Below are 14,063 nucleotides of genomic sequence, written 5' to 3' on the forward strand. Positions count from 1 at the left end.
TCCCCAAAAATCAACGAACTTGACCATTTCCATATATTATATACTTGGTAGTGGTCAGTGCATTAAGTCCCATGGGGCCTCTTGCATGAAGCTTCTGGGTACTGATGCCGATCTCTGCTCCAAAGCCAAATTCAAAGCCATCTGTAAAACGGGTAGATGCATTCACGTAGACAGCTGCTGCATCTACCTCATCCAGAAATCTCTGGGCATTCTCGTAATTATTGGTGATAATCGCTTCTGAATGCTTGGTATTATATTTATTAATATGGGCGATCGCTTCGTCTACGCTGCCCACCACCTTAATGGACAGGATGTAGTCCAGATATTCCCTGCCCCAATCCTCTTCCGTAGCTGCTACAGCATCCGGGATCAGTGCCCGTGCCGCCTCATCTGCACGCATCTGCACATGCTTCTGACGAAGTCTCTCTGCCAGTACAGGAAGGAACACGTCCTTTACCTGTTCGTGGACAAGCAGGGATTCGCAGGCATTGCATACCCCTACTCTTTGGGTCTTTGCATTCATAACGATATCAGCAGCCATATAAAGATCTGCACTGTCATCCACATAAATATGACAGTTGCCTGTACCTGTCTCGATCACAGGAATGGTACTATTATTCACCACTGCCTGGATCAGACCCTTTCCTCCTCTTGGGATCAGCACATCCACATACTGATTCAGTTTCATAAATTCAGAAGCTGTCTCCCTGGAAGTATCCTGGATCAGGGCAATGGCATCTTCTGTCACTTCGTTCCTTGCAAGCACCTTACGGATCGATTCTACAATCGCCTGGTTGGAGTGGATCGCATCGCTGCCTCCCTTCAGGATCACCACATTTCCTGTTTTAAAGCACAGGGCAAAGGCATCTGCAGTCACATTTGGACGAGCTTCGTAAATGATCCCCACAACCCCTAAGGGCACTCTTTTCTGTCCGATCAGAAGGCCATTAGGCCGCTTCTTCATGCCAAGCACTTCCCCTATAGGATCATCCAGGTCAGCCACCTGGCGCAGTCCCTCTCCGATTCCTTTGATCCGTTCTGCATCCAGCATAAGCCTGTCTACCAGGCCTTCCGACATCTGATTCTCCCTGCCCTTCTGAACATCAATGGCATTGGCGGCTAGGATCTTATCTGTATCCTTCACCAGCTGCTCTGCTGCCTGGCGAAGGATCTGATTCTTCTTATTGGTTGAAAGATTGCGAAGGATATTCTCTGCATCTACTGCATTTTTCCCAAGTATTTCCAGCATTTCATTCATGTCTAGTCCTCCCTTCTGAACAGAGTCTCTGTCTCAGTAACAATAACCTGCGGGCAGATGTCTGTGATCTCACAGGGCACCTGATCCTTTATCTGAAAATCAAAAGCCAGTGCAACGGTATCAAGCCCCGGATGCTTTTCAAGGTACCGGTCATAAAAGCCGCCGCCATAGCCGATTCTGTGGTTCTTTCTATCAAAGGCAACTCCCGGCATGATCATAAGTGCTTCATCCCAGCAGACGGCTTCTCCGGATACAGGCTCCGGAATCCCGAAATACCCTGGCTTTAGCTGATTAAAATCTGTGAGAAGATGGAAAACCATCTCCTTTCCCACCACTTTGGGAACTGCCACCTGCTTTCCTGCTTCCCAGGCAGCCCTGATGATATAATCTGTCTTCACCTCATGATGATAGTCTGCGTAGATCATCACCTTCTTTGCATGCCCGAAAACCGGAAGATCGATCAAATGCTTGGAAAGTTCTATACTGATATCCTGTACCCACTGGTCAGATATATCCTGACGGATGGCAAATATCTTTTTTCTAATGACCTTTTTTTCTTCCATATTTTTCTCCAAGATTCGTTATACTTCCGTCAGCCTCTTTAATATCAATACTGTCCAGCCTTGAACGAAGGCTTGCCCTTATTGACTCCAGATATTCCTCACGAAGAAGTGTCTGTTCTCTCTTCTCTTCATCTGTCAGACCAACGCTTTTAGCCTTATGAGCCAGAGTATTGATCCTGTCTATCTTACGTGCGTCCATAATCCTCTCCTTACAAAAGCTTTTCGATATAGTCGATCAGGAAGAATTCTTCCTGCTTCTTCCCAACAAACAAAGTTCCACAGTCATCTCCATCTGTGACACGATGGATATTATGAAAATCACTTCCATTGGCAATCACCATATCCACTCCTGCGGCTGTAGCGATCCTTGCAGCTGTAAGCTTGGTAGCCATCCCGCCTGTACCCACATTACTGGTAGATGATCCCTTCCCCATATTCAAAATGCGTTCGTCAAAATTATCTACAGTATCTATAAACCTTGCATCCGGATTGGAATTAGGATCGTCGGTATATAAACCGTCGATATCAGACATAAGAATGAGAAGATCTGCCTCGATCAATGCAGCAACCACAGCCGAAAGAGTGTCATTGTCACCGAATTTCTCAAGAGACTGCATTTCATATGTAGAAATGGAGTCATTCTCATTAACAATGGGAATCACTCCTAACGAAAGTAATTCGTTAAATGTATTCTGTGCATTCCTTCGATTAGCATTATTAACCATAGTATTCTTTGTCATCAGGATCTGGCCTGCCATCTGGTTATATTCCGAAAACAGCTTCTGGTAGATCAGCATCAGTCTGGCTTGGCCTACGGAGGCGCATGCCTGCTTCACACGGAGATCAGAAGGCTTGCCCTTCATACCCAGAGCCGCTGCCCCTACTGCAATGGCTCCGGAAGAAACAAGGACTACGTCCTTACCCTGATTGCGCAGATCTCCAAGCTCCCTCACCAGCACCTCCATCTTAAGCAGGTCCAGCCTTCCTGTGGCTGCATGTGTAAGGGAAGAACTGCCGATCTTAATAACAATTCTTTTTTTATCTTTCAGTCGTTCTCTGTAATTCATCTTCCTGTTTGCTCCAATACGCTTTTACCCTTTATTTCATCAAATTATATTACACCTTTTTGCGTCATTCGTCTATGATTTTTCAGCAGCTGGAAGGAATTTCAGAAAAAATTCATATTTATTAACTGGAATAATTTTCAAGAAATGCGTATAATTCTCTCTTATTCTTAATATATTTTCCTTTTTTCAGCTGCTGCAGCAGCTCCTTTGGAAGGCTATCCCGGTGAATAGGGATCCTATCATATACGGTCTGTTTGTTATTTTCATAGATCACTACCGTATCTCCCTCAAGCTGCAGATAATAAATCCCATATTCGCCCTTTGTTTCTCCTGCATTGACAGACCTGCCTGTAGTGATCTGCTCCAGGGCCAGGCCCTGGGATCCATATTTCCCGCCTGTATAAGTAAGATAATATCCCAGGCACAGGATCCCTAAAATAAAAAATACGCTGATACAACAGAAAAATTTACGCATGAGAATCGCTCCTTTTTCTGATAGTATCAGCGCTAAGGTTAAAGATTATGCAGTCTCACCTCTGGCAAGATCTTACTGGTAAGAAATGGAATCCACCTTGTCATTCTGGATGATAGCAACCCAGGTGCGGCCAGGATTCAGACGGATCTCCTGATCATTGGCATCATAATAATGAGTAATACCCCATGGAGAATCCTTCTCCCAGCGGATATCAATCGCCTTGCCTCTGGTAATGAACTTGCCCTGTCCGGGTGTCATCACATCCACATTCAGATAACCATTAGAATCGTAAGGCTTATATGCAGAATATTGAAGGATAATATTGTCACAGGTAAGCTGCTGTCCGTTCAATTCATCAATATGCGCTTCTCCAAACTGAAAACGGCTGTACTCCTTGGTATCAGCGTTATACTCAAACCAGGGGTGATTGTCTCCGTAATTGTCCAGCTTCACCACATTGGCAGCAGTACCATTGTCCAGAGTAGTCTCTGTGCCGTCTTCTGCAAAAAGATAATGGCCTGTGTAATCAGACTTGTATTCCTGGCTGTATCCCATGGCATCAATGCCATTCTGAAGAAGCTGAGGTGTAGTATATGCATTATGAGGTGCCTGACGGTCTGTAGTACGGAAGAATGCAGTTGATCCCATGGTAAGTCCATTCAGATTGTCAATAGCATGCTGCTCAAGATAAGGAAGTGCATAAGCAGCCTGTCCATAATGCGTATAAATGGCATTAAATTCATTGGCATAGAAAATATAATAATCACGGCAGCTGCGGACAGAGCCGATCTTCTCCAGATTGTCATAGTCCTCAAAAATACCCATCAATCTTGTGATCTGTCCTTCTACAGGTGCTTCATAGATCACTCCTGCGTTGGTAAGCCCACTTTGTGGCGCGCCGTTGCGATCATTGCCAAGCATCACTGCCACAGGTCTTCTCCGTCCAATGGAAGCCGGTACATCCTCTCCTGTAAGGTAACTCTTCACAGTATCTGAACTGTCTGCTTCCTGAGCCATAACTGTGCTGCTCCCTGCAAGGGAACAGGATAAAATCAACCCGGTAAGCATTCTGAATAATTTTTTCTTCATTTTTTTCTCCTTTACTGTTGCTGAACAAGTGGCATAAGTCCTGTTAATTATACCTGATACGCAGACTTAACGTGTAATCCCAAGTTTCTCAAGTGCTTCTTCCTGCTTCTGCTCCATAATGGCAGCTTCCTCCGGAACCATGTGATCATATCCCAGAAGATGGAGCATGCTGTGAGCTACCAGAAAACAGAATTCTCTTTTGATACTATGTCCATAATCCTCAGCCTGACTGATCACTCTTTCTGCAGAGATCATAATATCTCCAAGAAGAAGCTCCTCTGTATCAAGATCAAAAAAGGATTCATCCTGATCCAGGATCTGATAATCTGCAGGCGTTTCAAATGGAATCATAGGAAAAGAAAGCACATCTGTAGGTGCATCGATCCCACGGAACTGCCGGTTCACTTCATGGATCCCCGAATTATCTGTAAGAACAAGATTCACCTGACTATCATAAGGGCAGTTCTCCAGTTCCAGTACAGACTGTGCCACTTTCTTTGCAAGAGCTTCACAGTCCAGTTCCAGAGAAATGTCTGTTTCACATTCATATTGTACAGATACCATTTTATTGTCCTCCATGTCTCCGTCTTCCATCGTATTTAGATCCTTTATCCTGCTTTGGCTGTCTTTTTTCATAATTCTCATAAGCCTGAACGATCTGCTGAACCAGTGGATGGCGAACCACATCCTTGCTGGTAAGTTCACAGAAACCGATATCGTCGATCTTCTTCAGCACCTTCATAGCCACATCCAGACCGGAAACCGCATCTCTTGGAAGATCCTTCTGGGATGCATCTCCTGTAACGATCACCTTGGAACCAAATCCAATACGTGTAAGGAACATTTTCATCTGGGCAGGCGTGGTATTCTGTGCTTCATCCAGGATAATAAAAGCATTATCCAGGGTACGTCCCCTCATATACGCAAGGGGTGCCACCTCGATCAGACCTCTCTCCATATTCTTTGCAAAGCTGTCAGCCCCCATGATCTGATACAATGCATCGTAAAGTGGTCTTAAGTAAGGATCTACCTTACTTTGCAGGTCGCCAGGCAGAAATCCCAGCTTTTCTCCTGCTTCGATGGCAGGACGGGTAAGAATGATCCTGCTTACCTCTTCATTGCGGAAGGCAGTAACTGCCATGGCCATAGCAAGATAGGTCTTACCTGTACCTGCCGGACCCACACCGAATACGATCATTTTCTTGCGGATCTGATCCACATATTCCTTCTGTCCCAGGGTTTTAGGCTTGATGGGACGCCCTTGTATGGTATTACAGATAAAGTCCTTATCAATCTCCGTAATCACTTCATTTCTTTTCTCAAGAGCCAGGGAAAGCGCATAATTTACATTCTGGTCTGTGATCACATTGCCTCTTTTGGCAAGGGTCACAAGCTCTTCAATCAGCTGCTTGGCCTGTGCGGCACAGCCTTCTGCTCCAATGATCTTCAGAAAACCGTCCCTTGAGATCAGAGTTACATTCAGTGTCCTCTCTATCTGCTTCAGATGCCCGTCAAACTGTCCAAATACATTGCCCTCCAGGTCTGCCGGTATCTGGGTGTGTAATTCAATAATATTGCTTGCCATCTGTGCTGTCCTTTCTCGTATATTCCATTGCGCCCAGCAAGCAGGCACTGCTTACATTTTAACACTATTTCAGGATATTGGAACCCCTTTTTTCTACAGGAACCCGGATTCCTGTTTTTTCTATCACCACAAGGTTACCGCTGGCTGTACAGTTTTCCTGGTCTGTTTTAATTTTCACCTTGTTTTCCATCACTTCAATATCCTTTTTAAGAAGTTTTTTTTCAAACTGCTGTATATGAAGAACTGCCTTTTTCCTGGCTTCCTTGTCTGTAAGGATCCTTGTCTGGATCCGATATTTCTCATCTATTGCAAAGCCGTAAGAGATGGGCAACACAAAATTCTCGGTAAGACAGATCTTTTGTTCTTCTGTAAATCTGCTGCTGTCCTGCTTCTGACTGGTGCCCCACATCCAGAAAAAAGGACCTGCTTTTATGAAAAATCCTTTTTTCCTTTCTCCTGTGTAAACTGCCTGCTTATTTTTCATGGAAAACTGATCATAATAGGAGATCTCATGTCGGACAAAAATATCCGCATCCGCACAGACGTAGTCATATCCTGTAATTTCCTGGCTGTCATTTACAAGCTCCACCTGTCCTTGCACCAGGAGCTGCCCTTTTTCACATATATCCCCAGTCTTCACCAAGGGAGTCCCTGCTCTTGTGATCATTCTTACGATTTCACCGTCCAGGCCTGAGGCAAGGCTGTATGGTATCTGTTCCTTCTCCGGTTCTTCCTTGGAAATGCCCTCTTTTACAGAAATCAGCAGCTGCGTACCTTCCCTGCGGACAGCAACCCATATCATATTTGTAAATTCTTTTCGGATCTGCCCCGCAAGAAAACTGCAGTCTACCTGACGGATACTCATTCCATGATAAACATTCTGTTTTGCAAGAAAATCCAGGATCTGCCCGGAACTGTTCTTAACATTCCCTTCTATATGGATATTCCATATATGGCCAGAGAAGAAAATCAGTATACTGATACATAAAAGGATTCCAAGAAAAAACGCCTTTCTTTTTTTCAGTCTGAGAAAAAAGAAGGGCATTCCCTGTTTTTTTAATATATGAATATGTACTTTTGCTTTTCTCCGTACATGGGAAAGTCTGAAAAAATCCTTGGTAGAAACAGTTGCCCAAAGCTCACCCTGGGTAAAGAAAAGCTTTTCCAGGATGATACCTTTTGCCCTGCAAAGATTGAGGAAGCGTTCCTGCTCACCGCCACAGATACGGATCCATACAAAGCCCTTCCACAGATTCATCATATCTGAACCCTTTCGCAGCTGTATACTCCCTTTACAGCTGCACCTTTCTCATTGCTAGCCAGTTATCCCAGGTGGATATCACCGATCCATCCTGTGATCTCCATTTCATCTCCACAATAGGATAAGATCTGAAGATCTTTGCCACAGACCGTTACTTTACCATGGGATGTTCGTAACACCAGCTTTTCACTGGTATATAAAAGAATACCACGATAGTTCTGAATCACAGCCCGCCTATGCCCTGTCACTGTAACCACAGGCTGGCCATAAGCCAGATCCTCTGGGATCCCGGCAGCTTTTACCAGATTATCCTTCCAGTTCAGCCTTTTTTCCATGGCATTTCATTCCCGGCTTTTTCAACATTGTATGCATCTGTTTTTCAAAATATACAGGTAAAGCCATCAGCGGATCAGGATCAGTGAAAACCATAAGATAGTATTCCCGCCAAGATTGTATTCCATGCCCTGTTCTTCCACAATATCACTAACTACCACTCCGTGGCTCTCAAGGCAGGGATGCATCCGATCCGGATACCGGCAGGGTTTGCCTTCTTTGTAGGCGCATTTAGGACAGATATCACAGGATTCTGTAGAAAGAATATAGATCTGAAAGCCTTCCTTTTTCAGAAATTCTCCAACCTGTCCGGTAAGATCCTCATGGGCATGGCGGGTTGAAAGCATCTCCTCCATATTCATGAGATCCGATACCTCTGCCACACTAGAAAAGAAAATCCCCTTGGAAAAGCTGTGGATCTTATCTCCACATTCTTTCAGGCTTCCTACGCCAGGCGGGCACGCCCAGGTAGTTCCATATCTTTCACATTCCTGTCTGCAGATCACCCGAACCCGTTCTTCAATGGCAATGGCCCCGGCGTCCAGGATACGATACTCATATATAGGATAATCTGCAATAAAATTCTCCAATCTGGCTGTATCTAGTTCCATGTGTTCTCTCCTGGTATATTCTTTCCTGAAGTATTCTCTCCTGCTGCATTTTCACCGGATGTGTCATCCTTACTGCCAAATATCAGCTCCTGTTCTGCAAAAAGGCTGGAAACAGCAGCCTGATATTCCTTAAAATGCTGGGCTTTACGGATCTTCTTCAGATATTTTTCATAATTTGTAAAAGACAGTCCCATATAAGACCATAGCTCTTTCATTCGGAAAAGCACATTTTTCTCTCCGGAAAGAAGCTTTTGATAACGGATATAAACCTCCTCATGAAAGGCAGAAAGCCGGTCCTTATCCGGATGGCTTCCCTCCCTGATCTGACTTACAAGCCCCGGATCTGTGATCAGCCCCCGTCCATACATATAACATTCTGTATCCGGAAATTGCCCAGATATCTGTACATAATCTTCCCTGGTAAAAAGATCTCCATTATAACAAAGCGGAAGCGTCCTTTTCTCATATGCTTTTTGGTAAGCCTGAAGTCTTGGCTGATTCTTATAAAAATCCTGACGGATCCTTGGATGGATGATCAGTTCCTTTACCGGATACTTCTCATATATGGAAAAAAGTGCATCCCACTCTTCTTCCTCATCAAAGCCAACCCTTGTTTTTATGGAAATATCCATGTCCGGCAGACCTTCATAGATCTTTTCCAGAAAACGATCCAGCTTCAGGGGAAAGGCCAGGAAGCCAGCCCCCTTTCCTTTTGCTGTTACAGTACCGGAAGGGCATCCCAGGTTCAGATTGATCTCTTTATGTCCGTATTTATCCCGCAGGATCCTGGCTGTATTTATGAAATCATCTGCATTATTTGCCAGAATCTGAGGAACTACATGAAGCCCTTCATTTGTTTCAGGAGAAACCTCACAGATTTCCTTAAAACTTAATTTCTTATCCGGCTTGGCTGACAGGAAAGGGGTAAAATATTTATCCATAGGATGGTAATACCGATGGTAAGCACTGCGGTAAACATGGTTGGTGATCCCCTCCATAGGTGCCATATAATCTTTCACTGCTCTTTTTGTTCTCCTTTCGCCACCCTAAAATATTTTCTTAATTATACATACATTTATGTTTTGAAACAATCCCTATTTTTTCCTTGGTAAATGAGAACGGCAGATGCAAATAAGAGCCAGAATCTGAATCATTTTCTCTTGTCAGATAAAAAACAGGATGATAAAATAAAGCCCGACCCAATATTTTAGGAAAGAAGGAACTTAAGATGCAGTTTTCCAAACGATTGGAACTATTCGGGGATGAGATTTTTGCTGCCCTGAACAACAAAAGGATCCAGCTTGAACAGCAGGGTAAGAAAATTTATAATATGAGTGTTGGAACGCCTGATTTCCATACACCGGATTATATCAAAGAAGCACTGATAGAAGCAGCAAAGGAGGACTCCAGCTGGCGGTACAGCCTGCGGGATCTGCCGGAACTTCTTGATGCTGTCTGTGCTTATTATCAGAAACGTTTTCAGGTAAGTATTACCCCGGATATGGTAATGTCTGTATATGGCAGCCAGGAAGGTATGGGACACCTGGGTATGGCTCTTTGTGACGAAGGAGACATTGTACTCCTGCCAGATCCCTGCTATCCGGTTTTTGCAGCTGGCAGCAAGCTTGGCGGTGCAACTCCTTACTACTATCCGCTGGTAGCAGAGCATGATTTCCTGCCTTATGTAAATGGAATTCCTGAAAATATTGCACAGAAAGCAAAATATATGGTGGTTTCTCTTCCTTCAAACCCGGTAGGCAGTATCGCAACCCCCGGCTTATATGAAGAGATCGTAGCCTTTGCAAAGAAATACAATATTTTGATCATACATGACAATGCCTATAGTGATATTATTTTTGATGGTGTATACGGCGGAAGCTTCCTAGCTACACCAGGCGCAAAAGAAGTAGGTGTTGAATTTTTCAGTCTTTCCAAATCCTTTAATGTAACAGGCGCAAGACTTAGTTTCCTGATTGGCAATCCACAAGTGATTGCTGCCCTTCGAAAACTTCGCAGCCAGATTGATTTCGGTATGTTCCTGCCATTGCAAAAGGCTGCTATCGCAGCGCTTACCGGCCCTCTGGACAATGTAACGGAGCAATGTCGTATGTATCAGGAACGGCGTGACGCCCTTTGTAATGGTCTTCACGAAATTGGCTGGGAAATGCCTAATGGCAAAGGTACCATGTTTGTGTGGGCAAGGATCCCCGGCGGCCGTATGGACAGTATGGCATTTTGTATGGAGCTTATGGAAAAAGCAGGGGTGATCGTAACACCAGGATCCAGCTTCGGACCTCACGGAGAAGGTTATGTACGTTTTGCATTAGTACTCCCGCCTGAGAAGATCCGTGAAGCTGTTGAGGCGATCCGCATCAGCGGGATCTGATAACGATTTCCATTTATTTATGATATGGCTCATGATTGATGATCCTGAAGGAGCGGTAGATCTGCTCCAACAGGATCATTTGCATTAACTGATGTGGAAAGGTCATTGGCGAAAAGCTAAGACTGTAATTTGCCCTCCTAAGGATCTGATCCGAAAGGCCTAAGGATCCGCCGATCACAAATGTGATGGAGCTGGTTCCCTGTACGCCTAAGGCTGCGATCTTCTCTGACAGCTGGACAGAATCAAGCATTTTCCCGTTAATAGCCAATGCGATCACATAATCCTGCTCCCGGATGTGCTTCTGGAGCCGCTCCCCTTCTATTTCCCTGATCTGGGTATTTAAAGCCTCTGAGGCCTTATCTGGGGTCTTTTCGTCCGGTACCTGGATAAATTTAAGCTTGCAGTATCTGCCAAGCCTTTTCGTATACTCCCCGATCCCATCATTCAAATATTTTTCTTTTATTTTCCCTACTGATAAAATACGAATTTCCATTTTTATATTACTTCTATTAGTCCATCATATAATCCATAGCTGCACGATTACAGGTATATGGACGGACGTATGTATTTGCTACATTCTGATGATTTGGATTCACTGCATAAGCAGCTAATGCTTCCGGTGTCTCCAATTCTGTAACAAGACAGAAATCATGACTGCTGGAAGCGAGCGGCTCTGTGATCACAAATGCGCTGATCAGACCAGGTACAACACCTACCAGTGCTTCCAGTTCTTTTTTGGCTTTCTCTTTGATAGCCTTTTTCTCACCTTCCGGAACATCTTCTTTGAAATTCCACATTACAATATGCTTTACCATTTGTAAAATCCTCCTTTTATTGTTGTGAGCTTCCGTCTATATAAGACTGAAATTCTTCTTTACTCATAAGTACCTTCCTGGGTTTAGTACCCTCTTCAGGACCTACTACTCCGGCGTCTGTAAGCTGATCCATGATCCTTGCCGCCCGGTTAAACCCGATCTTAAACATCCGCTGGAGCATACCAATGGACGCTCTTTCTTTTTCGATGATCAATTTACCAGCTTCTTCAAAATATATATCTCTGTCATCCCGGTCAGCCGCTGCACCAGGCATCACCGGTGTATCAACCTGCTGCTGGATCTGGGAACTGTAGGTAACTGCAGGATTCTTGTCAGATAGGAAATTCACCACTGCGCTCACCTCTTCATCTGAAACAAAAGCTCCCTGCAGTCTGGCAGGCTTCTGATAGCCCTGTGGATAAAAAAGCATATCTCCTTTTCCAAGCAGCTTCTCAGCTCCGTTCATGTCAAGGATCGTCCTGGAATCCACACCAGAGGAAACGGAAAAAGCGATCCTTGAAGGCATATTTGCCTTGATCAGGCCTGTAATAACATTTACAGATGGACGCTGTGTAGCTATGATCAGATGGATCCCTGCTGCACGGGCCAACTGTGCCAGCCTGCAAATGGCATCCTCCACTTCTCCAGGTGCCACCATCATAAGATCTGCAAGCTCGTCTACAATAATAATGATCTGAGGCATTTTCTCAGGTGCTGCCTCGTCTTGAGACGCAGGCATAGAATCCACTTTACGGTTATATTCTTCCAGATTACGTACTCCATACTCTGCAAAGGTGTTGTATCTGGTAGTCATTTCTGATACCGCCCAGTTCAGGGCGCCTGCTGCTTTCTTAGGATCTGTTACCACAGGAATAAACAAATGAGGGATCCCGTTATATACACTTAACTCCACCACCTTTGGATCGATCATGATCATCTTTACTTCTTCAGGCTTTGCCTTGTAAAGGATACTCATGATCAGTGTATTGATACAAACAGACTTACCTGATCCTGTAGCTCCTGCGATCAGCAGATGGGGCATCTTGGCAATATCTGTTACTACCGGCTTGCCTGCAATATCCTTACCTGCAGCAAAGGAAAGCTTTGATCTTGCATTCTGAAACTCCGGTGACTGAAGAAGATCCCTTAACATAACCGGACTGTTCTCTTTGTTAGGCACTTCGATTCCTACTGCTGCCTTACCTGGGATCGGTGCCTCGATCCTTACATCGGAAGCAGCAAGATTCAGCTTGATATCATCTGCAAGTCCTACGATCTTGCTCACCTTCACCCCCTGATCCGGTGATAACTCGTATCTGGTAACAGTAGGACCGCAGCTTACATTTGTGATCGTTACATTCACTCCAAAATTGCGAAGGGTTTCCTGCAGCTTCTGGGCTGTTTTTCGCAGATGGGCATCCGAATCCCCCTGGGATTTGCCACTGCCCTTCTTTAACAGAGTCATTGGCGGAAACTGATATTCCTTCTTAACTTCCCCTTCTTTGCTGTTGATCTCATGCTGGATATTGCGAATCCCATTCTCAATCTCTTTCCTGGAGGATTTAGGGTTCTTAGAGGGCTGCCTTGCGGCCTTCTCTTCCGGCAAAGCCTGGGCTTCCTCCGCCAAAGCCTCAGGTCTTATATTATCACTGCTGTCTTCCTGTATCTGAACAGGCTCAGCCCGGTGTATGGAAAACTCCAGCTGTCCCTGGTCACGCTCCGGTGCCTCTACAACAAAGGTATTGGGGCCAGGTCTGTCATTTCGCTTTTCATGATGCCTGGAAGCAGCACCATTTCTTCTTTCTTCCTGTTCCTCTGACTCTATCGCCTCTTCCAGCCTGCGGACTTTCTGTGCACGCTTTTCCTGCTTAGCCTGTGCTTTTGCCCTTGCACGAAGCTCCCTGGCCTTTTCACGGTCAGGACGGCCGTCCAAATAGCTGTCCTTGCCGCCTTTGATCAAAAGCATCAAACGGTCAAACTCACGGAAAACAAATCCGAAAAAGGACTTCTGGGTGATCAGCACCAGGCATACCATCAGCACCATAACGATGATCACACAGCCGCCTACCGTACCAAATGCAGAAGTGGTGGAAATACAGATCGCACCACCGATAAGGCCTCCTCCGGTATGGTATGCAGAACACTCCCTGTAATAATCCTCCAGTGTGGTCCCGCTGATATATCCCTCTGTGATCAGCTGCACAAATCCGCATAATCCAAGAAAAAAGACAGCTGCTGCAGCTACCTTTTTCCGGGCAAGCGGGCTGGTTTTGTTGGAAAGCAGGAAGGCTGCTCCAATGAAAAATACTACAGGAAATGCATAAGCCAGAACTCCCATAATGCCAAAAAAGAAGCTGCTGATTCCATTGCCTACAATGCCTCCAAGACCAAAATCGCTTACAAGAAGGATAATGGACGCAGCCAGGATCACCAGAAGGATAATATCATTTTGAAATCCATTGGCTGCTGCCTGCTTCTTTTTCTTTTTTGAACTGGCTGTACGCCCGGATGTACGTCTTTTGGATGTCTTAGAACCTGCCATCAGTGAACAAACTCCCCTTTACTTTACTTTACTTTACTAAATTAATTATTCAAAATACATGCTACGTTCTTGCTGAAT

General features: G+C 44.9%; 16 protein-coding genes. 1 reads left to right on the forward strand and 15 read right to left on the reverse strand.

Going from position 1 to position 14,063, the window contains the following annotated elements:
* Window positions 1–10: 10 nt before the first annotated feature.
* From AB5916_RS03510 to AB5916_RS03565, 12 genes are all read right to left on the reverse strand, one after another.
* Window positions 11–1,249 (reverse strand): glutamate-5-semialdehyde dehydrogenase, encoded by a 1,239-nt coding sequence (locus tag AB5916_RS03510; protein ID WP_368189376.1) that lies wholly within the window; start codon window positions 1,247–1,249, stop codon window positions 11–13.
* Between the two features lie 11 nt (window positions 1,250–1,260).
* Window positions 1,261–1,821: a 5-formyltetrahydrofolate cyclo-ligase gene (locus AB5916_RS03515; protein ID WP_368189265.1), complete on the reverse strand. Its 561-nt coding sequence runs from the start codon at window positions 1,819–1,821 to the stop codon at window positions 1,261–1,263.
* Window positions 1,799–2,020, reverse strand: a complete 222-nt coding sequence (locus AB5916_RS03520) for a DUF896 domain-containing protein (protein WP_368189266.1) — start codon at window positions 2,018–2,020, stop codon at window positions 1,799–1,801. The genes AB5916_RS03515 and AB5916_RS03520 overlap by 23 nt, the downstream gene beginning before the upstream one ends.
* Window positions 2,021–2,030: 10 nt before the next feature.
* Window positions 2,031–2,888, reverse strand: coding sequence for a glutamate 5-kinase (gene proB / locus AB5916_RS03525; RefSeq protein ID WP_368189267.1), 858 nt, complete (start codon window positions 2,886–2,888; stop codon window positions 2,031–2,033).
* Window positions 2,889–3,009: 121 nt separating this feature from the next.
* Window positions 3,010–3,363: a hypothetical protein gene (locus tag AB5916_RS03530; RefSeq protein WP_368189269.1), complete on the reverse strand. Its 354-nt coding sequence runs from the start codon at window positions 3,361–3,363 to the stop codon at window positions 3,010–3,012.
* A 72-nt stretch (window positions 3,364–3,435) separates the two neighbouring features.
* Window positions 3,436–4,452: a DUF3048 domain-containing protein gene (locus tag AB5916_RS03535; RefSeq protein ID WP_262582697.1), complete on the reverse strand. Its 1,017-nt coding sequence runs from the start codon at window positions 4,450–4,452 to the stop codon at window positions 3,436–3,438.
* A gap of 66 nt (window positions 4,453–4,518) precedes the next feature.
* The gene (gene ybeY, locus AB5916_RS03540; protein WP_368189270.1) at window positions 4,519–5,046 is read right to left on the reverse strand and encodes an rRNA maturation RNase YbeY; all 528 of its coding nucleotides are present in this window, start codon (window positions 5,044–5,046) and stop codon (window positions 4,519–4,521) included.
* Window positions 5,018–6,037 (reverse strand): PhoH family protein, encoded by a 1,020-nt coding sequence (locus tag AB5916_RS03545; protein ID WP_158420927.1) that lies wholly within the window; start codon window positions 6,035–6,037, stop codon window positions 5,018–5,020. The genes ybeY and AB5916_RS03545 overlap by 29 nt, the downstream gene beginning before the upstream one ends.
* A 64-nt stretch (window positions 6,038–6,101) precedes the next feature.
* Window positions 6,102–7,298 carry a sporulation protein YqfD gene (locus AB5916_RS03550; RefSeq protein WP_368189271.1) on the reverse strand — a complete coding sequence of 399 codons (1,197 nt, stop codon included), beginning with the start codon at window positions 7,296–7,298 and terminating at the stop codon, window positions 6,102–6,104.
* A gap of 62 nt (window positions 7,299–7,360) precedes the next feature.
* Complete coding sequence (locus AB5916_RS03555; protein ID WP_368189272.1) at window positions 7,361–7,633, reverse strand: YabP/YqfC family sporulation protein; 273 nt, start codon at window positions 7,631–7,633, stop codon at window positions 7,361–7,363.
* A gap of 66 nt (window positions 7,634–7,699) precedes the next feature.
* The gene (locus tag AB5916_RS03560; RefSeq protein WP_158420924.1) at window positions 7,700–8,242 is read right to left on the reverse strand and encodes a DUF2284 domain-containing protein; all 543 of its coding nucleotides are present in this window, start codon (window positions 8,240–8,242) and stop codon (window positions 7,700–7,702) included.
* Complete coding sequence (locus tag AB5916_RS03565; RefSeq protein WP_368189273.1) at window positions 8,233–9,261, reverse strand: tRNA dihydrouridine synthase; 1,029 nt, start codon at window positions 9,259–9,261, stop codon at window positions 8,233–8,235. Before AB5916_RS03565 ends, AB5916_RS03560 begins: the two co-directional genes overlap by 10 nt.
* Before the next feature lie 209 nt (window positions 9,262–9,470).
* On the opposite strand from AB5916_RS03565, the gene AB5916_RS03570 reads away from it, so the two are divergent.
* Window positions 9,471–10,628, forward strand: coding sequence for a pyridoxal phosphate-dependent aminotransferase (locus AB5916_RS03570; protein ID WP_158420923.1), 1,158 nt, complete (start codon window positions 9,471–9,473; stop codon window positions 10,626–10,628).
* Window positions 10,629–10,641: 13 nt separating this feature from the next.
* Here the strand turns inward: AB5916_RS03570 and rlmH are convergent, their stop codons facing one another.
* From rlmH to AB5916_RS03585, 3 genes are read right to left on the reverse strand one after another with little or no spacing between them, the layout of a single operon-like run.
* Complete coding sequence (rlmH, locus tag AB5916_RS03575) at window positions 10,642–11,121, reverse strand: 23S rRNA (pseudouridine(1915)-N(3))-methyltransferase RlmH (RefSeq protein WP_368189275.1); 480 nt, start codon at window positions 11,119–11,121, stop codon at window positions 10,642–10,644.
* A 16-nt stretch (window positions 11,122–11,137) separates the two neighbouring features.
* Entirely contained in the window at window positions 11,138–11,443 is a 306-nt protein-coding gene (locus AB5916_RS03580; protein ID WP_368189276.1) for a Dabb family protein, read from the reverse strand.
* Between the two features lie 16 nt (window positions 11,444–11,459).
* Window positions 11,460–13,985, reverse strand: coding sequence for a DNA translocase FtsK 4TM domain-containing protein (locus AB5916_RS03585; RefSeq protein ID WP_368189277.1), 2,526 nt, complete (start codon window positions 13,983–13,985; stop codon window positions 11,460–11,462).
* Between the last annotated feature and the right edge of the window lie 78 nt (window positions 13,986–14,063).

It is taken from the genome of Blautia sp. 1033sp1_1033st1_G9_1033SCRN_220408 (assembly GCF_040929965.1).
Taxonomy (GTDB): Bacteria; Bacillota; Clostridia; order Lachnospirales; family Lachnospiraceae; genus Blautia_A; species Blautia_A ammoniilytica.